At 67.2% G+C, this 24,608-nt stretch carries 24 protein-coding genes; all 24 read right to left on the bottom strand.

Annotation, left to right across the window (positions count from 1 at the left end; translation table 11 throughout):
* On the bottom strand, positions 1–765 hold the full coding sequence (gene hisF, locus ACYVF5_RS10305) for an imidazole glycerol phosphate synthase subunit HisF (protein WP_460946000.1): 765 nt from the start codon (positions 763–765) through the stop codon (positions 1–3).
* A gap of 11 nt (positions 766–776) precedes the next feature.
* Positions 777–1,616, bottom strand: a complete 840-nt coding sequence (gene hisG / locus ACYVF5_RS10300; protein ID WP_460945998.1) for an ATP phosphoribosyltransferase — start codon at positions 1,614–1,616, stop codon at positions 777–779.
* Between the two features lie 72 nt (positions 1,617–1,688).
* Positions 1,689–1,952 (bottom strand): phosphoribosyl-ATP diphosphatase, encoded by a 264-nt coding sequence (locus tag ACYVF5_RS10295; RefSeq protein WP_460945996.1) that lies wholly within the window; start codon positions 1,950–1,952, stop codon positions 1,689–1,691.
* A gap of 64 nt (positions 1,953–2,016) precedes the next feature.
* Positions 2,017–2,679 carry a ribulose-phosphate 3-epimerase gene (rpe, locus tag ACYVF5_RS10290; RefSeq protein ID WP_460945994.1) on the bottom strand — a complete coding sequence of 221 codons (663 nt, stop codon included), beginning with the start codon at positions 2,677–2,679 and terminating at the stop codon, positions 2,017–2,019.
* Between the two features lie 461 nt (positions 2,680–3,140).
* A complete protein-coding gene (locus tag ACYVF5_RS10285; protein ID WP_460945992.1) occupies positions 3,141–4,583 on the bottom strand; it encodes an RsmB/NOP family class I SAM-dependent RNA methyltransferase in 1,443 nt (480 codons plus the stop codon).
* Positions 4,580–5,548: a methionyl-tRNA formyltransferase gene (gene fmt, locus ACYVF5_RS10280; RefSeq protein ID WP_460946614.1), complete on the bottom strand. Its 969-nt coding sequence runs from the start codon at positions 5,546–5,548 to the stop codon at positions 4,580–4,582. The genes ACYVF5_RS10285 and fmt overlap by 4 nt, the downstream gene beginning before the upstream one ends.
* 11 nt (positions 5,549–5,559) lie before the next feature.
* Positions 5,560–7,521 carry a primosomal protein N' family DNA-binding protein gene (locus tag ACYVF5_RS10275; protein WP_460945990.1) on the bottom strand — a complete coding sequence of 654 codons (1,962 nt, stop codon included), beginning with the start codon at positions 7,519–7,521 and terminating at the stop codon, positions 5,560–5,562.
* A complete protein-coding gene (gene metK, locus ACYVF5_RS10270) occupies positions 7,518–8,714 on the bottom strand; it encodes a methionine adenosyltransferase (protein WP_460945988.1) in 1,197 nt (398 codons plus the stop codon). Before metK ends, ACYVF5_RS10275 begins: the two co-directional genes overlap by 4 nt.
* 35 nt (positions 8,715–8,749) lie before the next feature.
* Positions 8,750–9,955, bottom strand: coding sequence for a bifunctional phosphopantothenoylcysteine decarboxylase/phosphopantothenate--cysteine ligase CoaBC (gene coaBC, locus ACYVF5_RS10265; protein ID WP_460945986.1), 1,206 nt, complete (start codon positions 9,953–9,955; stop codon positions 8,750–8,752).
* Positions 9,956–9,973: 18 nt separating this feature from the next.
* Complete coding sequence (rpoZ, locus tag ACYVF5_RS10260; RefSeq protein ID WP_460945984.1) at positions 9,974–10,231, bottom strand: DNA-directed RNA polymerase subunit omega; 258 nt, start codon at positions 10,229–10,231, stop codon at positions 9,974–9,976.
* A gap of 57 nt (positions 10,232–10,288) precedes the next feature.
* Positions 10,289–11,215, bottom strand: a complete 927-nt coding sequence (gene gmk, locus ACYVF5_RS10255; RefSeq protein ID WP_460945982.1) for a guanylate kinase — start codon at positions 11,213–11,215, stop codon at positions 10,289–10,291.
* Positions 11,208–12,080 carry an orotidine-5'-phosphate decarboxylase gene (pyrF, locus tag ACYVF5_RS10250; RefSeq protein WP_460945980.1) on the bottom strand — a complete coding sequence of 291 codons (873 nt, stop codon included), beginning with the start codon at positions 12,078–12,080 and terminating at the stop codon, positions 11,208–11,210. Before pyrF ends, gmk begins: the two co-directional genes overlap by 8 nt.
* Complete coding sequence (gene carB / locus ACYVF5_RS10245) at positions 12,077–15,370, bottom strand: carbamoyl-phosphate synthase large subunit (protein ID WP_460945978.1); 3,294 nt, start codon at positions 15,368–15,370, stop codon at positions 12,077–12,079. The genes pyrF and carB overlap by 4 nt, the downstream gene beginning before the upstream one ends.
* Positions 15,370–16,542: a glutamine-hydrolyzing carbamoyl-phosphate synthase small subunit gene (gene carA, locus ACYVF5_RS10240; protein ID WP_460945976.1), complete on the bottom strand. Its 1,173-nt coding sequence runs from the start codon at positions 16,540–16,542 to the stop codon at positions 15,370–15,372. Before carA ends, carB begins: the two co-directional genes overlap by 1 nt.
* Positions 16,539–17,069 carry a PH-like domain-containing protein gene (locus ACYVF5_RS10235; RefSeq protein ID WP_460945974.1) on the bottom strand — a complete coding sequence of 177 codons (531 nt, stop codon included), beginning with the start codon at positions 17,067–17,069 and terminating at the stop codon, positions 16,539–16,541. The genes carA and ACYVF5_RS10235 overlap by 4 nt, the downstream gene beginning before the upstream one ends.
* Positions 17,062–18,390: a dihydroorotase gene (locus ACYVF5_RS10230; protein WP_460945972.1), complete on the bottom strand. Its 1,329-nt coding sequence runs from the start codon at positions 18,388–18,390 to the stop codon at positions 17,062–17,064. Before ACYVF5_RS10230 ends, ACYVF5_RS10235 begins: the two co-directional genes overlap by 8 nt.
* On the bottom strand, positions 18,387–19,340 hold the full coding sequence (locus tag ACYVF5_RS10225) for an aspartate carbamoyltransferase catalytic subunit (protein ID WP_460945970.1): 954 nt from the start codon (positions 19,338–19,340) through the stop codon (positions 18,387–18,389). Before ACYVF5_RS10225 ends, ACYVF5_RS10230 begins: the two co-directional genes overlap by 4 nt.
* Positions 19,340–19,876, bottom strand: coding sequence for a bifunctional pyr operon transcriptional regulator/uracil phosphoribosyltransferase PyrR (gene pyrR / locus ACYVF5_RS10220; protein ID WP_460945968.1), 537 nt, complete (start codon positions 19,874–19,876; stop codon positions 19,340–19,342). Before pyrR ends, ACYVF5_RS10225 begins: the two co-directional genes overlap by 1 nt.
* A 103-nt stretch (positions 19,877–19,979) precedes the next feature.
* Positions 19,980–20,399 (bottom strand): transcription antitermination factor NusB, encoded by a 420-nt coding sequence (gene nusB / locus ACYVF5_RS10215; RefSeq protein ID WP_460945966.1) that lies wholly within the window; start codon positions 20,397–20,399, stop codon positions 19,980–19,982.
* Positions 20,399–20,962, bottom strand: a complete 564-nt coding sequence (gene efp, locus ACYVF5_RS10210) for an elongation factor P (RefSeq protein WP_460945964.1) — start codon at positions 20,960–20,962, stop codon at positions 20,399–20,401. Before efp ends, nusB begins: the two co-directional genes overlap by 1 nt.
* Positions 20,963–21,204: 242 nt before the next feature.
* Complete coding sequence (locus tag ACYVF5_RS10205; RefSeq protein WP_460945962.1) at positions 21,205–21,639, bottom strand: type II 3-dehydroquinate dehydratase; 435 nt, start codon at positions 21,637–21,639, stop codon at positions 21,205–21,207.
* A 97-nt stretch (positions 21,640–21,736) separates the two neighbouring features.
* Positions 21,737–22,822, bottom strand: coding sequence for a 3-dehydroquinate synthase (gene aroB, locus ACYVF5_RS10200; protein WP_460945960.1), 1,086 nt, complete (start codon positions 22,820–22,822; stop codon positions 21,737–21,739).
* Positions 22,819–23,364, bottom strand: a complete 546-nt coding sequence (locus tag ACYVF5_RS10195) for a shikimate kinase (protein ID WP_460945959.1) — start codon at positions 23,362–23,364, stop codon at positions 22,819–22,821. The genes aroB and ACYVF5_RS10195 overlap by 4 nt, the downstream gene beginning before the upstream one ends.
* 2 nt (positions 23,365–23,366) lie before the next feature.
* Positions 23,367–24,578, bottom strand: a complete 1,212-nt coding sequence (aroC, locus tag ACYVF5_RS10190) for a chorismate synthase (RefSeq protein ID WP_460945957.1) — start codon at positions 24,576–24,578, stop codon at positions 23,367–23,369.
* Between the last annotated feature and the right edge of the window lie 30 nt (positions 24,579–24,608).

The raw sequence follows: 24,608 nt of genomic DNA, 5'->3' as shown, positions 1-24,608 counted from the left end.
TCATCGGCGAACCTCGATTCCCTGGTCGGACAGAGACGCCTTCACCTCGGCGATGGTGAGCTGTCCCGTGTGGAAGACGCTCGCGGCGAGCACGGCGTCAGCTCCGGCGGCGACGGCGGGAGCGAAATGTCTCGCCTCGCCCGCACCACCTGACGCGATGACGGGAACCCGGCTGTTCTCGCGCATCAGGGCGATGAGCTCCGTGTCGAACCCCGCCTTGGTGCCGTCGGCGTCGATCGAATTGACGAGAAGCTCACCCGCCCCCCGTTCGACGGCCTCTTGTGCCCAGGCGACGGCATCCAGGTCGGTCTCTGTGCGTCCGCCGTGGGTGGTCACCACGAAGCCGGACTCCGTCGCCTGCGATCGCTTCACGTCGAGTGAGAGCACAAGCACCTGCGCGCCGAATCGGTCGGCGATCTCGCCGACGAGGGCCGGTCGCGCGATGGCTGCGCTGTTGACGCCGATCTTGTCTGCCCCGCTCGCGAGCAGTCTGGCCACGTCGTCTGCGGTGCGGACGCCCCCGCCGACGGTGAGGGGAATGAAGACCTGCTCCGCCGTCTGGCGAACCACGTCGTACGTTGTGCCGCGGTTGTCGACGGTCGCTGTGACATCGAGAAAGGTGAGTTCGTCAGCACCCTGCTCGTAATAGCGGCGTGCAAGCTCGACCGGGTCTCCTGCGTCGCGCAGATTCTGGAAGTTGACCCCCTTGACGACGCGGCCGGCCGCGACATCGAGGCACGGGATGACACGCACAGCGAGGCTCATGGCGTCTCGTCTCACAGCCTGGCGGCGTGGATCGCGCTCACGAGAATGGCGCGGGCACCGAGGTCGTACAGGGCGTCCATAACGCGGTTCGTGTCTTCGCGGCGCACCATAACGCGCACGGCGACCCACTCCGGATCCCGGAGCGGTGACACCGTCGGCGATTCGATTCCGTGCGCGATCGCCGTGGCCCGGTCGAGCAGCCTGGCCGGAAGGTCGTAGTCCATCAGCACGAACTGGCGCGCGACGAGCACACCCTGCAGCCGGCGTCGCAGGGTGGAGAGCCCCGGCTTCTCTTCGGGTGCGCCGATCAGCACGGCCGTCGATTCGAGGATCACCGGGCCGAAGATGTCGAGACCGGCTTTGCGCAGTGTCGCGCCGGTCGAGACGACGTCGGCAACGGCGTCTGCGACTCCGAGCTGCACGGCGGATTCGACGGCGCCGTCGAGCCTGACCATCTGGACGGATATCTGTCTCGCGGCCAGGAAGTCTCCGACGAGACCCGGGTAGCTCGTGGCGACGCGCATCCCGTCGAGATCGGAGAGCTCGCGAAACCGGTCGGCGGGACCCGCGAACCGGAAGGTCGAGTCTCCGAAGAGAAGGGGCTCGATCTCACCGGCCTCTGACCCGGAGTCGAGCAGCAGATCGCGCCCGGTGATGCCCACGTCGAGCGCGCCGGACCCGACATAGGTCGCGATGTCGCGCGGCCTGAGATAGAAGAACTCCACCCCGTTCGCGGTGTCGGCGATGTGCAGCTCCTTGGGGTCCCTTCGGCCGGCGTAGCCCGCCTCGGAGAGCATCTGTGCGGCTGTCTCAGCCAGTGAGCCCTTGTTGGGCACGGCGATTCTCAACATGTGTTCTCGTTCGGTTCGTGTCTGGGGGCTGACATTCAGGTCATGGATGCCGGTGGTCACGGATGCTGGTGGTCACAGGTGCCGGTAGACATCGGCTGTCGTCAGTCCTTTGGCGAGCATCAGAACCTGCAGGTGATACAGGAGTTGCGAGATCTCTTCAGCGGTCTCGTCGTCGCTCTGGTACTCGGCGGCCATCCACACTTCAGCTGCTTCTTCGACGATCTTCTTGCCGATCGCATGCACACCGGAGTCGAGCTCGGCAACGGTTCCGCTGCCCGTCGCGCGCTCCTCCGCCTTCACGGTGAGCTCTCGGAACAGGTCGTCGAATGTCTTCACCCCATCAGGGTACTAGGTGGCGGAGCTGTCTCTCGCCCGCGGCGCGAGCGAGAGCGCCGCCGAATCAGTGGCTGTGACGCGCGGCGGCCTCGCGCAGCGTCGCGATCTGGATGGCGGGGTCATCGGCGCCGAAGACGCTCGATCCGGCTACGAAGGTGTCCGCGCCGGCGGCGGCGGCCGTCTCGATGGTCTTCTCAGAGATCCCGCCGTCGACCTGCAGGCGAACGTCGACGCCGGAACGACTGGCGGCCTCGGCGAGCCGGGTGAGCTTCGGCATCGTCTCTGGCATAAACGACTGCCCGCCGAAGCCGGGTTCGACGGTCATCACGAGAACCAGGTCGAACTCGCCGAGTATGTCGAGGTAGTCGTCTGCGGGTGTGCCCGGTTTGAGTGCGATGCCGGCCCTGGCTCCGATGTCGCGCAGCCGCCTGGCGAGCTGAACTGGACTATCGGTCGCCTCGGCATGGAAGGTGACCGAGAACGCACCCGTCTCGGCGTAGGCAGGAGCCCAGCGGTCCGCGTCCGTGATCATCAGGTGCACGTCGAGGGGAACGGCCGACACCTGCTGGATGCGTTCGACCATGGGGAGTCCGAAGGTGAGATTGGGAACGAAATGGTTGTCCATGACATCCACGTGCACGCAGTCGGCCGTGCCGATGCGCGACAGATCACGTTCGATGTTGACGAAATCGGCAGCGAGAATGCTCGGGTTGATCCAGACGCTCATGCCTTCAGCCTATCGAGCGGCTCTGGGTGCGGCTCTCGGGGTTCGCGCGTCACGACCTGCGCTGCACGAGTGAGATGAACGTCGCGTCGGTGCCGTGCCGATGCGGGGTCAGGACGTGCGCTGCACGAGTGAGATGAACGTCGCGTCGGTGCCGTGCCGATGCGGGGTCAGGACGTGCGCTGCACGAGTGAGATGAACATCGCGTCGGTGCCGTGCCGATGCGGTCAGGACGTGCGCTGCACGGGTGAGATGAACATTGCGTCGGTGCCGTGCCGATGCGGGGGTCAGGACGTGCGCTGCACGGGTGAGATGAACGTCGCGTCGGTGCCGTGCCGATGCGGTCAGGACGTGCGCTGCACGGGTGAGATGAACATTGCGTCGGTGCCGTGCCGATGCGGGGGTCAGGACGTGCGCTGCACGGGTGAGATGAACGTCGCGTCGGTGCCGTGCCGATGCGGGGGTCAGGACGTGCGCTGCACGAGTGAGATGAACATCGCGTCGGTGCCGTGCCGATGCGGCCAGAGCTGCACGGTCGTTCCTTCGCCGTTGTGCTGGAAGGGCTCACCGAGGTCGAGGGGCTCGCGGGTGAGATCACCGAGGACTCGCGCGGCGTCGAGAAGCCGTGCCCGGTCTCCCCAGCCGGCGAGGGCGTCTGCGAGCACAGCCCTCGTCTCGGCGACGTGCGGTGAGCAGGTGACGTACGCCAGGATGCCGTCAGGGGTGAGCGCGTCGAACGCAGCATCGGCGAGCGAGCGCTGCAGGGCCGCGAGCTGAGGCACATCGGCCGGCTGCTTGCGCCATCTGGCCTCAGGGCGCCTGCGCAACGCGCCAAGTCCGGTGCACGGCGCGTCGACGAGGATCCTGTCGAATCGGCCCGAGAGGCGCGGGTCCGGCGCCTGCGGGAGCATGGTTCCGTCGGACTCGGTCACCTCGACCGCCAGGGGCAGCCCGCCGACCGCTCGCCTCACGAGGGCCGCCCTCGCCGGGATCAGCTCGTTGGCGACGAGTTCCGCCCCGGCGCTGGCAGCCTCGGCGGCGAGCAGCGCGGTCTTGCCGCCCGGCCCCGCGCACAGGTCGAGCCACCGCTCCGGCGTTGTGACGGGGCGTGTGCGTGACAGTGCCAGGGCGGCGAGCTGCGACCCTTCGTCCTGCACGCGGATGCGTCCTTCCGCGGGTCGCACGAGTGCGTCGGGGTCTCCCCTGCCCACCGAGAACCCCGTCGGCGCATACCTGTTCGGCTGTGCCGAATCCGGCGCCGCGGCGAGTCCGGGGAGTGCAACGAGATTAACGGCGGCGGGCTCGTTGTCCGCCGCGAGCAGCTTCTCGAGCTCGTTCTCCCTGCCCTCGGCGGCGAGGGCGCGTCTCAGAGCGCGAACGATCCACGCGGGGTGCGAGTACTCCGCGCTCAGGCGGTCGTCCCTGTTCACCGCCGCGTCGAGCACACGCTCACGCCACTCGTCCGGGGTCGCCCGCGTGATCGCCCTGAGCACCCCGTTCGTGAAGCCCGTGGCCGATCGCGAGGCGATCTGCGCGGCGAGTGCTACCGATTCGTTCACCGCGGCGTGCTGTGCGACACGCGTCGAGAGGATCTGGTGGGCGCCGAGACGGAGAACGTCGAGAACAGACGCATCGATCGTGCTGAGATCTCGCGATGACGCGATGGCGATGACGCGGTCGTAGTAGCCCTGCATCCGCAGCGTGCCGTAGGTCAGCTCGGTCGCCAGTCCGGCGTCTGCCGTGTCGAGGCCCGCCCGCCTGATGGCCGCCGGGAGCGCCAGATTGGCATAGGCGTCGTCGTGCGTGACGGCGGCGAGCACGTCGTAGGCGACCCGTCTGGCCGGCTGGACGGCGTTCGTCTGCGAGGGCCGTCCGCCGCCGGCACGCTGTGGGGGTGACGGGTTCATGAGTTCCTGAATGCCTGTGGCGTCTGAGCGGACTGCGGGATCTGTGCTGTCTGTGTCTGTGCTGTCTGGGATGTCTGCTGTCCGCGCCACCAGTCGGCAGCGGGCATCCTGCCCCTGCCCGCCGGCTGGACGGTGATCAGCTCGAGTGCGTGAGTCGATGTCCCCAGAAGAACACGTGACCCTTCTTTCGCGACAACACCGGGCTCGAGGCGGCTCCCGGGCGCGGGCCTGGCCTCGTGGATCTTGAGCCGAGACTCCCCCAGCAGCACGAACGCGCCCGGTTCGGGCGTCACGCCCCTGAACCGGTTGTACACCGACTCCGCATCGTGTGTGAGATCGAGCCGGGCATCGTCGAGCCGTAGTTTGGGTGCGAAAGACGGTTCGCCCGCCTGGGGAATCGCCGTCAGCCTGTCTTCGGCGAGACCGTCGACCACCTCGGCGAGAAGAGCCGCCCCCGATTCGGCGAGCTGCCGGAGCACGTCGCCCGCCGTGGCGTCGGGAGCGACCTGGAGCCGTTCGCTCCCGAGCACGTCGCCGGCGTCGAGCTCTGGCACAAGGCGGAACACGCTTGCGCCGGTCACCGTGTCACCGGCGATGAGCGAATGCTGCACGGGAGCCGCTCCCCTCCAGGCGGGCAGAAGCGAGAAGTGCAGGTTGATCCAGCCGAGGCGGGGGGTGCTGAGCAGCGGCTCACGCACGAGCCCGCCATAGGCGACGATCACTCCGAGATCGGCGTTCAGGGCGTTGATCTCGGCGGTGACGCTCCCATCGAGCCGGTTCGCCTTGATCACCCTGATCCCGAGGGAGGCGGCCGCCGCGGCGACGGGCGACGGGGTGAGAGTTCTCTTTCGCCCCTGAGGGGCGTCTTCACGGGTGACGACGGCGATGACATCGTGTGCCCCTGCCGCGAGGGCGTTCAAAGCGGGAAGGGCGACGTCGGGGGTGCCGGCGAAGATCAGCCTCATACGGTGATGCCTCATGTCTGGATGTCTGGATCGTCGAAACGTAGTCTCAGTGTAGGCGGCGGCCGATAGCCCCCCTTTCCCGCCGGAGCACGTCGCCTCGTTGTCGCGTTCCGGATGACGACCGCCCGCAGTTCGCCGGCGACGAAGGGTCCGGCGGAGTAGTCGAACCGCACGATCGCGCGCACGCCGTCGTCGACGGCGACGGGCCCGAGAATATCGACGCCCTCTCTGCCGCGAACGGCTGCGAGTGCCTCGTCGACGGCGGCGCTCGCGCCGCTGACCGACGCCATGCGCACCATCGGGGGGAACCGCAACGTGCGCCTGTCGACGAGCTCGTCCCTCGCGAACCCGGCGTGATCCCACCGGGCGAAGGCGTCGGCGATCCCGCCGTCGACGCCGACGAGCATCACGGGCGCGCGGGGCGCGGCCAGCGCCGCGGCGTTCGACCACCACCGCAGGCAGTCCTCGGCGATGCGCAGGGATTCGGCCGACAGCATCCGCTCACCGTCGAGCAGCAGCACGGCGGCATAGCCGCCGTCTGCGATGGGCTCTGCGCCCCTGGTCGCGACGACGAGCACCGGCTTGGCCTGCACGTGCGTGACCGTGTGTTCTCCGTCTGCGATCACCACGGGCACACCGGGGAACGCGCGACCGAGCTCTTCTGCCGTACGCGCGGATCCCCGCGTGACGAGGCGGAAAGACGTCGCCTCGCACTCCTGGCACCGCCAGTCACCGGCCAGGGCGCCGCACCAGGTGCAGCTGGGCGTTCGCCCGGCCGCCGTCAGTCCGAGGGGCCCGTTGCAGACCGTGCATCGGGCAGGCGATCCACACCCCTTGCACGCCAGGCCGGGCGCGTATCCGGGCCGGGCCACCTGCACGAGCACAGGCCCGTGCGAGAGGGCCTCTGACGCCTGTCGCCATGCCGCAGAGGGAATACGTGCGGCCGCCTGTGGTGCGTCCTGGTCGCCCTGCCTGGCGGTGACGATGATACGGGGCCTGACCGTGCGCTCCGGGCTCACCTCTCGCAGGTAACCGATCTCGACGAGCCGCTGGGTGTCGCTCGACCTGCCGTGCGAGGCGAGCACGAGGGCAGAGCCGGTGAGCTGCTGGCGCACGAGAGCGGCGTCGCGGACGTGCACATAGGGTGCGAGAGGCTCACGATGGAGCGGATCGGCGTCGTCCCAGACGGCGAGCATCCCGAGCGAGCGGGCCGGCGCATAGACCGCGGAGCGATTGCCCACGATGACGCGTGCGGTGTCGTCGAGGCAGTCGAGGAATCCGCGATATCTGTCTGCGTTGCTCTGTGCGGAGTCCAACCGGGTGATGCGTTCCGCCTCAAGCAGATCGGACAGAGCCGTCGTCATCTGCTCGACATCCCGGAAATCCGGCGCAACGATGATCGCCGACCGACCCCGTGACACGGTGTCTGCCGCCAACTGCGCGAGCGTGACGGCGAACTGGCCGAGCCAGTGACCCGAGCCCGTCGCCACCGGCTGCGGGATGGCGTCGAGGGCGAGACGGGCGCCGGAGGCCACCTGATCCATGAGCTCGGCGGGGTACCCCGAGACCCGCGGTGCGGCCATCGGTGCCGGCTCCTTCCGCTCGCGTGCGAGCCAGGCCCTCTCGACGCGCACCTGCCTCCCGGGGATGGCGAGTCTCAGGATGTCGCTCGCCGAGCCCGCCGCGCGGTCGGCCACGGCGCGGGCGACGCTCCACACCTGGGGGGTGAGCACACCGACCGGCGAGATGACGTCGTCGAGGGGAAGCAGCTCTCCCGAGAACTCAGAGCTGTCGGCCAGCTCGACGATGTATCCGCTCGCGATCCTGCCTGCGCTGCGCAGCGGCACCCTGACCCTCGCTCCCTGAACGGCGTCGCTCGCGAGGGACTCGGGGATGCGGTAGTCGAACAGGTGGTCGAGTTGCGGGAGCGGCGAGTCGATGACGACCTTCGCGACGGCGCCGCCCGTGTTCACATCACTCCGGCAGCGCTCTGCAGTTCGTCGACCCTGTCCAGCCGTTCCCATGTGAAGTCGGGCAGTTCACGGCCGAAATGCCCGTAGGTCGCCGTCGCCGTGTAGATCGGGCGCAAGAGGTCGAGCGACGCGATGATGGCCGCTGGGCGCAGATCGAAGACGTCGGTGATCGCTGCGACGATCTTCTCGTCCGAGACATGATTGGTGCCGAACGTCTCGACATAGAGCCCGACGGGCGCCGCCTTGCCGATGGCATAGGCGACCTGCACCTCGAGGCGGTCGGCGAGACCCGCCGCAACGGCGTTCTTCGCGACCCAGCGCAGGGCGTATGCGGCGGAGCGATCGACCTTGGACGGGTCCTTTCCGCTGAAGGCTCCGCCCCCGTGCCGTGACGCGCCGCCGTAGGTGTCGATGATGATCTTGCGGCCCGTCAACCCCGCATCGCCCTTCGGTCCACCCGTCACGAACCGGCCGGTCGGGTTGATCAGCAGGCTGACGTTGTGCGCGTCGAGGCCTGCATCGTCGAGCACCGGCCGGATCACGGTCTCTTCGACCTCTCCCCTGATCTGCGTGAGCGACACCTCAGGGGTGTGCTGTGTCGACAGCACAACTGTCTCGACGGTGCGGGGCACGTCGCCCTCGTAACCGACGGTCACCTGGGTTTTGCCGTCTGGCCGCAGGTAGGCCAGCTCACCGGATTTGCGCACCTGCGCGAGCTTCTCGGCGAGGCGGTGCGCGAGCCAGCTGGGCAGCGGCATCAGCTGCGGGGTCTCGTTGGTGGCGAAGCCGAACATGATGCCCTGATCTCCGGCGCCCTGGTGATCGAGACGATCCGCACTCGCCTGCTCGCGCGATTCGTACGCGTCGTCGACACCCCGCGCGATGTCTGGCGACTGCTGCCCGATCGAGACGGAGACACCACACGATGCGCCGTCGAACCCGGCATCGGAGTGGTCATACCCGATCGAGGTCACGACGTCGCGGACGATCGCGGGAATCTCGACATAGGCCCGTGTGGTGACCTCACCAGCCACGTGAACCAGGCCCGTCGTCACCAGCGTCTCGACGGCCACGCGGCTCGTCGGGTCTTCGGCGAGAAGCGCATCGAGGATGCTGTCGGAGATCTGATCGCAGATCTTGTCTGGATGCCCTTCCGTGACGGACTCGGACGTGAACAGGCGCAGGTGCGTCATACGGTCTCCAGATCGAGGGAGGGCGGCTGTGAGCTTCAGAGCGAGGCCAGGGAGTCAAGTATGCGGTGAGCCACCGACACTTTGTCGCCTGAAGCCTTCATCACTATATCTCCGCCTCGAGAGAGCATGATCACCGTGTTACGTTCGGCCCCGAAGCCCTCGCCCCCGCCGACCCTGTTGAGAACGAGGGCGTCACAGCCCTTGCGCTCGAGTTTGCGTCTCGCGATCTCGAGCATCTCGTCGTCGTCCGCGACGGTCTCGGCGGCGAAGCCGACGACTCTCTGCCGGGCAGAGCTGTGTGCCGCGAGCTCGGCGAGGATGTCCGGGTTCCTGATCAGGTCGAGCGTCATCCCGTCTCCGGTGGACTCCTTGGCGATCTTCGATTCCTGCACCTGCCTGGGGCGGTAGTCCGCGACGGCGGCGCACATGATCACCACATCGGCCCCCTCGAGCGCCGCAAGCGCCTCTGTGCGCATCTGGGCGGTCGTCGAGACGCGGCGGACATCCACACCCTCTGGCAGGTCGACCTCGAGATGCGCTGCGACGAGTGTGACGTCTGCGCCCCGCGCTGCAGCCGCGGCGCAGAGGGCAACTCCCTGTCGCCCCGTCGACAGGTTGCCGATGAAACGCACGGGGTCGAGGGGTTCACGTGTGCCGCCCGCCGTCACGACGACGCGTCTGCCGGCGAGGTCGCGCACGGGGGCTGGCTCCACGAGTTCGAGGGCTCGCAGGGCGATGACGCGGGGTTCCTCCATACGCCCTTCACCCACGTCGTCGCCGGTCAGCCGTCCGCTGGCGGGACCGATGATCGCGGCACCCCGTGATCGAAGGGTGGCGATGTTCTGCTGTGTTGCGGGGTTCGTCCACATCTCGGTGTGCATCGCCGGGGCGATGGCCAGCGGTGCGCGACTCGCCAGGACGGTGTTCCCGAGCAGGTCGTCGGCGATCCCGGCCGCCAGCTTCGCTATCGAGTTGGCTGTCGCCGGAACGATCACGATGAGGTCTGCCGCTTGCCCGATGGCGACGTGCCTCACAGACGCGACGCCGTCATAGAGGTCGGTGTGCACGGGGTTGCGCGAGATCGCCTCGAGCGTCGGTCGGCCGACGAACCGCAGGGCCGACTCTGTCGCGACCACCTGCACACGGTGCCCGGACACGACAAAAGAACGGATGACACCAACCGCTTTGTATGCGGCGATGCCACCCGTTATGCCCACAACAATGTTCAGTGAACCGGTCATCGTGGGCGACGTCTTCCGTCAGTCCGCGATGGGCCGGGAGACGAGCTTGTCTTCGTTGATCTCATGGAGGGCGACCGAGAGAGGCTTGTCGTCGACGCTCGAGTCGACGAGCGGGCCGACGTTGTCGAACAGGCTGCCCTCGTGCAGGTCAGCGTAGTAGTCGTTGATCTGGCGTGCACGCTTGGAGGCGAAGATCACGAGAGCGTACTTCGATTCGACCTTCGACAGCAGGTCGTCGATGGGAGGATCGATGATCCCCTTGAGTTTGTCAGCCATGGCCAATATCACACTCCTCGTGTGGTTTTTCGTACGGGAAAGAGTTCAGGAGGCCCGTCAGTCGCGCCTGCGCGGGCGCCCGGGACCGCGTGCCTTCATCAAGTCTACGACCTCTTCCGCCGCTTCGTGTGCCTCGGCGTTGACGACGCGGTAGTCGAACTCGTCTTTTGCGGCGAGCTCGACCCTCGCGGTGTTCAGCCGGCGTTCGCGTTCCTCGGTGTCTTCGGTGCCCCGTCCGAGAAGCCTGCGCACCAGTTCGTCCCAGCTCGGGGGCATCAGAAAGACGAGTATCGCGTCTGGCATGGCGGCGCGAACCTGCCTCGCACCCTGGATGTCGATCTCGAGAAGCACGCTCTCGCCCCGGGCGAGTGCCTCGTTGACCGGCTTGCGCGGTGTTCCGTACCTGTGAGCGTTGTGCACCGTCGCGTGTTCGAGCAGTTCTCCTGCTTCGACCATCCGGTCGAACTCGGCGTCGTCGACGAAGTAGTAGTTGACACCGTCGACCTCGCCGGGGCGAGGCCGACGGGTGGTCGCAGAGACCGAGAGCCTGACGTCGGGGTAGTGCTCGCGAATGTACGACGCGACGGTTCCCTTGCCCACAGCCGTCGGCCCGGCGAGCACAACGAGCCTCGAGCGTCTGCGGTACCTCGTCATCGACTCGCGTCGGCGAAGGAACTCGTCCAGCCTCGTCCTCTGGTTCGGGCCGAGCCCGCCGAGTCGCTTGACCGGGGAGATGTCGAGGTCGTGCAGGATGCGGTCGAGTTTCGTCCGGCCGATCGCGGGAACGCTCAGCAGAAAATCGGTGACGCGCATGCGGCCCTCGACGCCCGCGGGATCGGCCGAGGCGCGTTCGAGCACGGAGAGCGCGCTCAACTCCCCCGACGCGATCTGATTCTTGACGACCGCGCGTGCACGGCGGGCCGCCACGGCGGCCTGCGACGCGGCGATTCGGTCTACCTCTGGGGGCAATGGGGCGTCACGCAAAACTGATTTTCACCTTCTCGGCTCGGCGCGAGAGGGCTGCGGCGAGGCCGGTGGGCCCCGCTGACAGCACACTTCGCGATTCTGAAACGATGACACCCCGTGCGAGGGCGCCATAGATCTGTTGTGCGTTCTCGGCATCGGCGCCCTGGTGCCCGAAACCCGGTGCCAGAACGGGAAGGATCGGCCCGTCTGACCCCGTGGCGACGGCGCGGTCGAGCCCGAACTCCTCGAGCGTCAGCGTCGCACCGATGACGACCCCGGCCGATCCGAAGGCGGATCCGCTCCACAGCTCGCGATTCACAGCATCCACATCATCGACAATAGACCGCGACACGGTCTGCCCCGCATGAGGGCCGGTCCGGATGATCGCCTGCTGGCTCCAGACGCCCTCTGGATTGGAGGTGGCCGCGAGCACGAAGAGGCCCTTTCCGTTCGCCGCCGCGAGTGTCGTCGCCGCGGCGATGGATCCGACACCTTGGAAGGCGCTCACGGTCATGGCGTCGGACTCGAGCGGTGCTCCCGTGCTCAACCAGGCCCGTGCATACGCGTCCACGGTGCTTCCGACGTCTCCGCGCTTGGCATCGGCTATAACGAGAAGGCCTGCGGCCCTTGCCGCACCGATCACCGCCTCGAGAGCCTCGAATCCCGCCGGTCCGAAACGCTCGAAGAACGCAACCTGCGGCTTGACGATGCCGACGCGGTCGGCTGCCGCGTCGACGACGCGGAGCCCGAACTCACGCGCGCCGTCCGCATCGTCCGCGATCCCCCACTCCTCGAGCAGCCAGGTGTGTGGGTCGATCCCGACGCAGAGCCGGCCGTGCCGCGCGAACGCCAGCTCCAGACGGTCTCCGAAGGGTGCGCTCATACACGCTCCGCACGATCGGCTGCATACTCCTGCAGGGAACGCACGTCGTAGCCCTCCGTGATCGCCGAGAACGAGGCGACGGCGGCGGTCAGCTGCGCGATGGTGGTGAAGAGGGGTTTGTCCTCTGCGACCGCCGCAGCCCTGATCTCGTAGCCGTCCGCTCGTGAGCTGCCGCCACTCGGGGTGTTGATGACGATGTCCACTTCGTTCCGGGTGATGAGCTCGACGATCGACGGCTCACCGGTCTCCGCCTCGCTTCCCTCGCTGAACTTGCGCACCGTCCTCGCGGTGATCCCGTTGCGATTCAGCACCTCGGCCGTGCCGACGGTGGCGAGGATGTCGAAACCCAGCTCCTGCAGCCGGAGCACCGGCAGGACTATCGACCGCTTGTCACGGTCCGAGACCGAGACGAAGACCGTGCCGCTCGTCGGCATACCGCCGTACGCGGCCGACTGGCTCTTGGCGAAGGCGCGCGGGAAGTCCCGGTCGATGCCCATCACCTCTCCGGTCGAGCGCATCTCTGGCCCGAGCACCGAATCGACGATCGCTCCCTCTTTCGTTCGGAACCGCTTGAACGGCAGCACCGCCTCTTTCACCGAAACGGGCGAGTCCATCGGAACCCGCGAGCCGTCTGACCGTGGAAGCATGCCCGAATCCTTGAGCTCGGCGATCGACGAACCGGCCATGACCAGCGACGCCGCCTTGGCGAGAGGGATGCCGAGCGCCTTCGAGACGAACGGAACGGTTCGCGATGCGCGCGGGTTCGCCTCGAGAACATAGAGGACGCCCGCTCCGATGGCGAACTGCACGTTCAGCAGGCCGCGCACGCCGATTCCGTTCGCGATGGCGTGCGTCGCATCCCTGACCCTGTCGACGTATGCCTTGCCGAGGCTGATCGGCGGAAGGGTGCAGCTCGAGTCGCCCGAGTGGATGCCGGCTTCTTCGATGTGCTCCATCACGCCGCCGATGTAGAGCTCGGTGCCGTCGTAGATCGCATCGACGTCGATCTCGATCGCGTCGTCGAGAAAACGGTCGACGAGAAGCGGATGCTGCGGGCCGATGATGCCCTGGCCGGCCATTCGCGCGAAGTAGTCCTCGAGCGATGCGCCGTCGTAGACGATCTCCATGCCTCGGCCGCCGAGAACGAAGCTGGGGCGCACGAGCACCGGATAGCCGATCTCATCGGCGACGCGAAGGGCGCCGTCGAAGTCGGTGGCCGTTCCGTTGCGCGGCGCGAGCAGGCCGGCGTCGTCGAGGATCCGCGAGAACGCACCGCGCTCCTCGGCCAGGTCGATGGCCTCCGGGGTGGTGCCGAGAATCGTGATGCCGGCATCCTTCAGCCCCTGCGCGAGGCCGAGCGCCGTCTGGCCGCCGAGCTGCACCACAACACCGACGAGTTCTCCGCTCTGGCTCTCGGCGTGGATGACCTCGAGCACGTCTTCGAGCGTGAGCGGCTCGAAGTACAGCCGGTCGCTCGTGTCGTAGTCCGTCGAGACGGTCTCGGGGTTGCAGTTGATCATGATCGTCTCGTACCCGGCGTCGTGCAGGGCGAACGACGCGTGCACACACGAGTAGTCGAACTCCACGCCCTGCCCGATCCGGTTCGGACCGGAGCCGAGAATGACGATCTTGCGTGCGTCGCTCGGCTCCACCTCGGTTTCGAGGTCGTAGCTCGAGTAGTGGTAGGGCGTGAGCGCGGGGAACTCCCCCGCGCAGGTGTCGACGGTTTTGTACACCGGTCGCACCCCGAGGATGTGCCTGACCTCGCGGACCTCCGCTTCACCGAACCCGCGCAGCTGCCCGATCTGGGCGTCGGAGAAGCCGTGGTCCTTCGCGGCGGTCAGCACCTCGGTGTCGAGAACCGCTGCAGACGCCACATAGTCCGCGACGTCGTTGATCAGCGCGATCTGATCGAGGAACCAGGGGTCGATCCCCGTGGCCTCGAAGAGCTGCTCGACGCTCGCACCTTTGCGCAGCGCCTGCTGCACGGTGATGATGCGTCCGTCCGTCGGTGTTCTCGTCAGCTCGACGAGTTCGTCGACCGAGCGGGTCTCTTCTCCCCAGTGAAAGCTGGAGCCGCGCTTCTCGAGCGAGCGCAGGGCCTTCTGGAGCGCTGTCGCGTAGTTCCGCCCGATCGCCATCGCCTCGCCGACCGATTTCATGGTCGTTGTGAGCGTTGTGTCCGCGGCCGGGAACTTCTCGAAGGCGAATCGCGGAACCTTGACGACGACGTAGTCGAGAGTGGGCTCGAAGCTCGCCGGCGTGACCTTGGTGATGTCGTTCGGAATCTCGTCGAGGCGATAGCCGATGGCGAGCTTGGCTGCGATCTTCGCGATCGGAAAACCCGTCGCCTTCGATGCGAGGGCGCTCGACCGCGAGACACGGGGGTTCATCTCGATCACGATGACCCTCCCGTTCGCCGGGTCGACCGCGAACTGGATGTTGCAGCCGCCGGTGTCGACGCCGACGGCGCGGATGATGTCGATGCCGACGTCGCGCAGCCGCTGGTATTCGCGATCGGTGAGCGTGAGTGCGGGGGCGACGGTGATCGAGTCGCCGGTGTGAACGCCGACGGGGTCGACGTTCTCGATGGAGCAGACGACGACGGTGTTGTCGGCGGTGTCTCGCATCAGCTCGAGCTCGTACTCCTTCCAGCCGAGGATCGACTCTTCGAGCAGGACCTCGCTCGTCGGGCTCTGGTGCAGGCCGTCGCCGACGATGCGCCTGAGTTCCTCTTCTGTGTGGGCGAAGCCAGAGCCGAGGCCTCCCATGGTGAACGAGGGGCGGACGACGACCGGATAACCGAGGTCGTTCGCGAACCCGACGGCCTCGTCGACCGTGTGAGCGATGTGCGAACGGGCCACGTCTGCGCCGGCGTCGAGCACAAGCTGCTTGAACACCTGGCGGTCTTCGCCTTTCTGGATCGCCTCGAAGTTGGCGCCGATGAGCTCGACGTCGTATTTCTCGAGCACACCGTTGTCGTGGAGCTGGATCGCGGCGTTGAGCGCGGTCTGGCCGCCGAGGGTCGGGAGGATGGCATCCGGGCGCTCCTTGGCGATGATGGTCTCGATGACCTGCCAGGTGATGGGCTCGACGTAGGTGGCGTCTGCGAAATCGGGGTCCGTCATGATGGTCGCCGGATTGGAGTTCACGAGGATCACGCGCACGCCCTCGGCGCGGAGCACGCGGCAGGCCTGTGTGCCCGAGTAGTCGAATTCGACGGCCTGGCCGATCACGATCGGTCCGGATCCGATGACGAGCACGCTGTTGATGTCGTCGCGTTTTGGCATTAGTTCTGGTCCCCTGTGTCTGCGTGCGTCGTTCGCGCGATGACGAGATCGCGGAACCGGTCGAAGAGATAGTTGGCGTCGTGGGGTCCGGCGGCGGACTCCGGGTGATACTGCACGCTGAAGGCCGGGATGTCGATGCACGCGAGGCCCTCGACGACGTTGTCGTTGAGGCTGTAATGGCTCACTTCGACACGGCCGAAGCCCTGCGGCGAGTCATGAACGCCCTCAACGGGGAGATCGACGGCGAACCCGTGGTTCTGCGAGGTGATCTCCACTCGTCCGGTTGCCTTGTCGAGCACCGGCTGGTTGATTCCCCGGTGCCCGAACGGCAGCTTGTAGGTGTCGAAGCCGAGGGCGCGCCCGAGCAGCTGATTTCCGAAGCAGATTCCGAAGTACGGCATTCCGGCTCGAAGGGCGTCGCGCAGGAGCGCCACATGCTGGTCGGATGCGCCGGGGTCTCCCGGCCCGTTCGAGAAGAAGAGCGCGTCCGGCCGGAGGGAGAGCACGTGCTCGGCCGTGACGTTCTGGGGAAGCACATAGACGTCGAATCCTCTCTCGGAGAGGTAGTTGATGGTCGAGGTCTTCACACCGAGATCGAGCACGGCGACCGATCCGATGCGCTCGCCCTGTGCTTTCACCTCATAGGGGTCGATCGTCGACACGTCGCCCGAGAGGTTGAGCCCCTTCATCGACGCGCCCTGCCTGACGAGGTCGACCTGTTCGCCCTGCGACAGGTCGAAGTCGTCGCCCGAGAAGATGCCCGCGCGCATCGCGCCGGACGACCGGATGTGCCTGGTGACGGCCCGCGTGTCGATGCCGCTGATGCCCACGACCCCGTCGCGGATGAGCTCGTCGTCGAGTGTGCCGTCTGCGCGAAAGCTCGAGACGACCCGTGACGGGTCGCGCACCACGAAACCGGCCACCCACACGCGGCGCGATTCCATGTCTTCGCGGTTCACACCCGTGTTGCCGATGTGAGGGGATGTCATCATCACGATCTGTCCCGCATATGACGGGTCCGTGAGGGTCTCCTGATACCCCGTCATGCCTGTCGAGAAGACGGCTTCGCCGAGGGTGCGCCCCGTGGCGCCGTATGCTCTGCCCGTGTACCTGGTGCCGTCTTCGAGAACGAGCACCGCAGGTTTCTTCGTGCCGAACGGTGTGTGTGTCATGCCTTACTCTCACTCTCGCCCGAAATCGATTCGGACGGTTTCTGCCTGATCGACGCGAGCGCGTCGAGTACGTGTCTGTGGTCGGTCTGGTCTCCGATGCGGAGGTAGCTGTCGAGGAGGTCGTCACCCGCCTGCCAGCGCACCATCACGAGCCCGTCCTTCTCGACGACCCGGTCGATGGTCCAGGTGGCCTCGCCCGAGCCGACGAGTGCTGATGCGCCGATGAAGACCGGTTCTTCGCCCCTGGCCGCGATGACGACGCCCTCTTCGGCGACGGTGACGTCTGCTCTGGCCCGGTAGGCCAGGCCGGCGAGAGCCAGTCGCTCCAGCGGTCTCTCTGCACGCGTCGTGGCGACATAGAGCGCAGCCGCCGCCGCGATCGGATGGATGCCCGCGGCGGGGATCTGTGCGGACGGCGCGATGCTCGCGTCCTTCGCGGTGCGTGATCTCCAGGCCAGCCACATCGCGCCGAGAGCAACAACGATGATGCCGACCACGATGAGTCCAGGCACAAGCCGGTCAGCCATGTGCCACCGCCCGTCCGACGTCCTCGGACGGCTGGACCACGCCGTCGAGCACCGTCGCGTATCCGCCGTGGAGCGTCGCGACGACCCTGCCGGGAATGGTGGTGCCGAGGTAGGGCGAATTGACGCTTTTGCCGGCGAGGTCGCCGGTTCCGAACGACCGGGTGGCCGCCGGGTCGTACAGCGTCAGCTCCGCCGGTTCGCCGGGGACGATCGGCCTGCCGTGGCCCTCGAGCCGTCCGATGCGTGCAGGGGCGCTCGAGAGCACCCTGGCGACGTCGGTCCAGTCGAGCATCCCGGTGTCGACGACAGCCGCCTGCACAACGCTCGCGGCCGACTCCAGGCCCACCATCCCGTTCGCAGCGGCATCCCACTCGCAGTCTTTGCTCTCGACAGGATGGGGGGCGTGGTCGGTCGCGACGATGTCTATGGTGCCGTCTGCGAGCGCCTCGCGCAGAGCCATAACGTCTTCGGACCGGCGCAGCGGCGGGTTCACCTTGTATCTGGCGTCATAACCTGCGACGAGGTCCTCGGTGAGCAGCAGGTGATGCGGTGTGACCTCTGCGGTCACGTTGATGCCGCGTGCTTTCGCCCAGCGGATCACGTCGACGGAGCCGGCCGTCGACACGTGGCACACGTGCAGCCGTGAGCCCACGTGCTCCGCCAGCAGCACATCCCTCGCGATGATCGATTCTTCTGCGACCGCTGGCCAGCCGACGAGGCCGAGCTCCCCCGAGAGGGACCCCTCGTTCATCTGCGCACCCTCGGTGAGACGAGGGTCCTGTGCGTGCTGTGCGATGACTCCGTCGAACGCCTTGACGTACTCGAGCGCACGTCGCATGAGCAGCGGATCCCAGACGCAGAACCCGTCGTCGGAGAAGACGCGCACACGTGCGCGAGACGACGCCATCGCCCCGAGCTCGGCCAGGCGGAGTCCTTCGAGCCCGATGGTCACCGCTCCGATCGGTTGCACGGTTGCGTACCCGGATCGCGCTCCGAGCGACTGCTCCTGCTCTACGACCCCGGCGGTGTCCGCTACCGGAGACGTGTTGGCCATGGCGAACACGGCTGTGAACCCACCCGCCGCCGCGGCTCTGGTTCCGGTGAGCACGGTCTCGCTCTGCTCGTATCCCGGCTCGCGAAGATGGGTGTGCAGATCAACGAATCCGGGAAGCGCGAGAAGACCGTCCGCGTCTATCACGGTTGCCTCGGTGCTGCTGAGCCCGCTGCCGCACTCGGCTATGCGTCCGTCCTTCACGAGGATGTCTGTCCGTGCGCCGTCCGCGAGCGTCGCGCCGGTGATGAGCCAGGTCGTGTCCGTCATTGTGTGTCCTCCCGATCGCCAGACAGCAGCAGATAGAGCGCGGCCATGCGCACCGAGATTCCGTTCGCCACCTGCTCACGTACGGTGGATTGCGGGGAATCGGCAGCCGCGGCCGAGATCTCGAGACCCCGGTTCATCGGCCCGGGGTGCATCACAATCGTATCGGCGTTGAGCCGCCCCAGTCGCGCGTCGTCGAGCCCCCACCGTCTGGCGTACTCCCTGGCGTTCGGAAAGAACGCCGCGTTCATGCGTTCGGCCTGGATGCGCAGCATCATCACGACGTCGGGGACGCTGTCGATCGCGTCGTCGAGGTCGAAGCGGCACACCACCGGCCAGCTGCTCGTGTCGACGGGAAGCAGCGTCGGCGGGGCGACGAGCGTGACCTGGGCGCCGAGGGTCGTCAGCAGCCACACGTTCGATCGCGCGACGCGCGAGTGGAGCACGTCGCCGACGATCGACACGCTGAGCCCGTCGAGGTCGTGACCGCGTGAGGCGGTGCCGTGCACGCGCTTGCGGATCGTGTAGGCATCGAGCAGCGCCTGCGTCGGATGCTCGTGTGTGCCGTCGCCGGCGTTGAGGATGCCCGCAGAGATCCACCCGCTCGTCGCGAGGGTCTGCGGGGCGCCGGAGGCGGGGTGCCTGATCACAACGGCATCCGCGCCCATCGCCTGCAGCGTCTGCGCCGTGTCTTTCAGGCTCTCGCCCTTCGACACGCTCGAGCCCTTCGCCGAGAAGTTGATCACGTCGGCGGACAGCCGCTTCGCGGCGGCCTCGAACGAGATGCGCGTCCGTGTCGAGTCCTCGAAGAACAGGTTGACAACCGTTTTGCCGCGCAGCGTCGGGAGCTTCTTGACCTCGCGCAACTGGGTGGCAGCCATGTCTTCGGCGACGTCGAGCATGGCGATGGCAGCGGCGCGGTCGAGATCGCGTGTTGAGAGCAGGTGCCGCATCAGGCGTCCGCCTCGATGCTCACGTGGTCGAGACCGTCGAGCTCGTCGAGGCGCACGTAGACCCGTTCCGACCGCGCACTCGGAAGGTTCTTGCCCACGAAATCCGGTCGGATCGGGAGCTCTCTGTGTCCACGGTCGATGAGCACGGCGAGACGGACGACGCGCGGCCGGCCGATGTCGCCGAGCGCGTCGAGCGCCGCCCTGATGGTGCGTCCCGAATACAGCACGTCGTCGACCAGCACCACCGTTTTGCCGTTGATCCCGCCGGCGGGGATGAGGGTCGGCGACGGTGCCCGCGTGGGGTTCCGCGCGAGGTCGTCCCTGTACATCGTGACGTCGAGCGAGCCGGACTCGACCTCTGTGCCCGAGATGTCGGTGATGAGCGATGCCATGCGCTTCGCGAGGGTCACGCCCCGGGTGGGAATGCCGAGGATGACGAGGTCGTCTGCACCGCGGTTGGACTCGAGGACCTCGTGTGAGATCCGGGTCAACGCCCGCGTGATGTCAGCCTTGTGCAGCACGATGCGTGTGCCCATGCCGACTCCCTTCCCCGCCTCTCCGGACGGCTTTAAAGGTTGTCTGTCTCTTCAGCATACCAACCGGAACGTCATCGGCGGGTGCTGTTGTCCTGCGCGCGGCTCAGAGAACGGCGTTGGCTTTCGCGATCTTCGCGAGCAGTCCGTTCACGAAACCGGCCGAGTCGTCCGTCGAGAGCTGTTTCGCCTGCTCGACGGCCTCATCGATCGCCACCCCCGCCGGGACCTCGTCGTTGAACAGGATCTCCCAGACTCCGATGCGCAGAATGGCGCGGTCGACAGTCGGCATCCGCGCGAGCGTCCACCCCTGGGCGTACGTCTCGATCTGCTCGTCGATCTCTTCGCGGTGGTCGACCACGCCGTCGACGATGTCCCTCGCATAGAGCCACGACGCCTCGCGCTGCGGCTCGCTCGCGGCGCGCTTGGCCTCTGCGGCAAGCGCATCGGGCACGGGCGTTTCGCGCAGATCGGCGACGTAGAGGATGTCGAGTGCCCGTTTGCGGGCTTTTGTGCGTGCGCTCACTATTCGTTGACGCGGCCCAGGTAGTCGCCCGTGCGTGTGTCGACCTTGACCCTGGTTCCCGTCTCGAGAAAAAGAGGAACCTGGATCTCATAACCGGTCTCGACCGTCGCGGGCTTCGTGCCGCCGGTCGAGCGGTCGCCCTGCAGACCGGGCTCGGTGTAGGTGATCTCGAGCACAACGGAGGCCGGAAGCTCGACATAGAGCGGGTTGCCGTTGTTGAGGGCGATGGTGACGGCCTGGTTCTCGAGCATGAAGTTTGCGGCGTCTCCGACGACGGTCGCGGGGACGGTGAGCTGGTCGTAGTCGGTGGCGTCCATGAACACGAAGCCGTCGCCGTCGTTGTAGAGATAGGTGAAGTCGCGACGATCCACATTCTCGATGTCGATCTTCGTGCCGGCGTTGTACGTGCGGTCGACCGACTTTCCGGTGACGACGTTCTTGAGCTTTGTGCGGACGAACGCGCCGCCCTTGCCCGGCTTGACGTGCTGGAACTCGATTACGCTCCAGAGCTGGCCGTCGATGTTGAGCACGACGCCGTTTCTGATGTCAGCGGTTGATGCCATGAAAGAGTGGGTCCGTTCAGGTGGGTGGGCGTGACCGGGTGCGGCCAGCGTGACGAGTTTAGCGGACGCCGCGCCGAGGCCCCTCTCTGTGCCCTTTCCGGACGCATGGGGCCGGCGGATCGGGCACGTACGTCCGGAAAGGTCACAGAGAGCTGGATGACGGGGCACAGAGCTGGGGCAAGGGGCTGGGGCCGAGCTGGCGCTTGGCGGGCGCGCGCTGGCGGTTGGCGGCCGGGTGAGGGTCAGGACGAGCGTGTGAGCTGCGAGAGCGCGAGTCTGTATGAGTCGAACCCGAACCCCGCGATCACCCCGGTGGCGACGGCCGAGATGACGCTCGTGTGCCTGAACGTCTCCCTGGTGTGGGGATTCGAGATGTGCACCTCGATCAACCGCAGCCCCGCCTTCGTGACGAGGGCACAGGCATCCCTGAGCGCGTAGCTGTAGTGCGTGAACGCGGCCGGGTTGAGAATGACGTCTGCTCCCGTGTCGACGGCTTCGTGCACCCAGCCGATCAGCTCGGCCTCGTCGTTGGTCTGCCGCACGTCTACGGCGACGTCGCCGGATGCCAACGTGAGCTCCGTTCGCAGGTCGTCGAGCGAGGCGCTGCCGTAGACGTCTGGCTCCCTGGATCCGAGTCTGCCGAGGTTCGGCCCGTTGAGGACGAGAATCGTGGTCATGGTCACCTAGCGTATCCGCACGCGGAAGGCGGGCCCAGCAAGTCGTTCCCTGCCCACTGTCCATGAGACAGGGGGCCGCAGCCTCAACACCGCATGGCTAGGACCCGATCTCCTGATAGGCGGCGAAGAGCAGCGCCGGTTCGGGAGCGGTGAGCACTGTCGGCTTGGCGATGTCGTCGAGCACGATGAACCTGAGCATGCCGGCCCTGGCCTTCTTGTCGCGCTGCATCGTCGCGAGCAGCGTGTTCCAACGCCCGACCGGATACGTCGTCGGCAGGCTGAGCAGCTCGAGCACGCTCCTGTGCCTGTCGACCGCGGCATCCGAGAGCCGACCGGCGAGGCGCGACAGCTCGGCGGCATACATCATCCCGACGGCCACGGCGGCACCGTGACGCCACTGATAGCGTTCTGCGTGCTCGACCGCGTGACCGAGGGTGTGCCCGTAGTTGAGGATCTCGCGCATACCTGCCTCGGTGAAGTCCTCACTCACCACACGGGCCTTGAGGCCGATCGCGAGTTCGACGGCTCGCCTGAACGATGCATGCGTCGGGTCGGTCGCGCTGTCGGGATCGGATTCGACGATGTCGAGGATCTCTGGCTCGGCGATGAAACCCGCCTTCACGATCTCTGCGTACCCGGCGAGGATCTCGTTGCGCGGCAGCGAGTCCAGAAGGTCGAGGTCCGCGATCACGGCCGTCGGCGCATAGAACGCCCCGACGAGGTTCTTGCCCTCGTTCGTGTTGATCCCCGTCTTTCCTCCGACAGCCGCATCGACGACGCCGAGCACGGTTGTGGGGACCTGAACGAGGCTGACCCCCCTGAGCCAGGTCGCGGCGACGAAACCGGCGAGGTCGGTCACCGCTCCTCCGCCGAAACCGACGACGGCATCCGTTCTCGTGAAGTCGGCCTGGCCCATGATCTGCCAGCAGAACGCCGCGACCTCGACCCGTTTGGCTGCTTCGGCATCGGGCACCTCTGCAAGCAGCACCTGCTGGTAGTGCTCGGCGAGCAGTTCCCGAAGCTGCTCTGCACGTGCGGCGAGCGTGGGAGGGTGCACGATCAGCACCTTCGTCGTCCCGGTGCCGATGGCGTCGGCGATGAGCGGGAGCACACCGTTTCCGACGGTGATGTCGTAACTCGATGCCCCGGTCACGGGGACGATGGTCGGTTCAGCAGTGTTCACGCGGTCTCTCCGTCGGAATCGATGTCTGAGCGTGCCCACTCCGCGACCATGCGGGCGATGTCGCTGATGCGCCCCGTCGAGGTGTCGAACGTGACGTCGGCGAGTTCCTCGTAGATCTCACGTCGCTCCTCGTAGATGCGTTTCCAGGCCTCGGCACCGCCGTTCGGCCCAGAGAGCAGCGGGCGTTTCGACGTTTTGATCCGCGCCGCGACCACCTCGGCCCTCACCGTGAGAAGCACGACCCTCTCGTGTCGGAGGTCCGCTTGGGTGTCAGGGTGAAGGATGGCGCCCCCGCCGAGGGAGATGACCCCGTTCTCGCGCAGCGCAGCGCTGACGGCAGCTCGCTCGAGGCTGCGGAAGTGCTCTTCGCCGAAGCTCTCGAAGATGCCGGTGATCTCACCGTGTTCTTCGACGACGCGTTTGTCCGTGTCGACGAACGCCAGCCCGAGCGCCCGCGCCACGCGGCGGCCGACCTTCGTCTTTCCCGACCCCATCGGCCCGATCAGCACCACACGCGACACCTGTCGCCCCTCTGATCCCACGATCAGTCCGGGAGCTCGCCGGTCGTCGGCGAGGTTCGCAGCTCGCCGGGGATCGCGTCGAGGTATGCGTGCAGGTTGCGCCTGGTCTCGTCGACGGAGTCGCCGCCGAACTTCTCGAGCACCGAGTTGGCGAGCACGAGAGCGACCATCGCCTCGGCGACCACACCGGCGGCAGGCACCGCGCAGACGTCAGAACGCTGGTGATGCGCCCCCGCTGCCTCGCCCGTCGCCACATCGACGGTTCGCAGCGAACGTGGCACCGTGGCGATGGGCTTCATGCCTGCGCGCACGCGCAGCACAGTTCCCGTGCTCATGCCGCCCTCTGTTCCGCCCGCACGATCGCTGGCGCGTGAGATCTCGCCGCCGTCGGCATACAGCTCGTCGTGGGCCCGGGAACCCCGTCGTGTGGTCGTGGCGAAACCGTCGCCCACCTCGACGCCCTTGATGGCCTGGATGCCCATAAGCGCCTGCGCGAGCTGGCCGTCGAGCCGGCGATCCCAGTGCACGTGGGAACCGAGGCCTGGCGGCAGCCCGTATGCCAGGACCTCGACCACCCCGCCGAGGGTGTCACCGTCGCGTTTCGCGGCATCCACCTCTGCGACCATCAGCGCGGAGGTCTCGGCGTCGAAGCAGCGCAGAGGGTCTGAGTCGAGTGCTGACACGTCGTGCGGTTTCGGCAGGGCGGCGTCTTCTGGCACACGCACGGGCCCGATGGACAGGGTATGGCTGACGAGCTCGATGCCGAGCTCGGCGAGGAACCCGCGCGCGACCGCGCCGAGCGCGACCCTGGCGGCGGTTTCGCGTGCGCTGGCGCGCTCGAGCACGGGGCGCGCTTCGTCGAAGCCGTATTTCTGCATGCCGACGAGGTCGGCGTGGCCCGGGCGAGGGCGTGTGAGCGGAGCGCTGCGCCCCCGCGAGCGCTCCGTGGTCTCAACGGGCTCGGCGCTCATCACCTCGACCCACTTCGGCCATTCCGTGTTGCCGATGCGAATGGCGACGGGGCTTCCGAGGCTGAGCCCGTGGCGCACACCGCCGGAGATGGCGAGGTCGTCCTGTTCGAACTTCATGCGGGAGCCTCGCCCGTAGCCGAGTTTGCGGCGCGCGAGATCGGCGCGGATGGAGTCGAGTGAGACGGGTACCCCGGCCGGGAGTCCCTCGAGTATCGCGATGAGTTCCGGGCCGTGAGATTCCCCGGCGGTGAGCCAACGAAGCATGGTACCCATCCTTCCACAGCCCGCGCGCGC

The organism is Okibacterium endophyticum, from assembly GCF_054780075.1.
The sequence above is the reverse complement of the archived record's forward strand: the minus strand, read 5'-3'. Positions and strand labels throughout refer to the sequence as shown.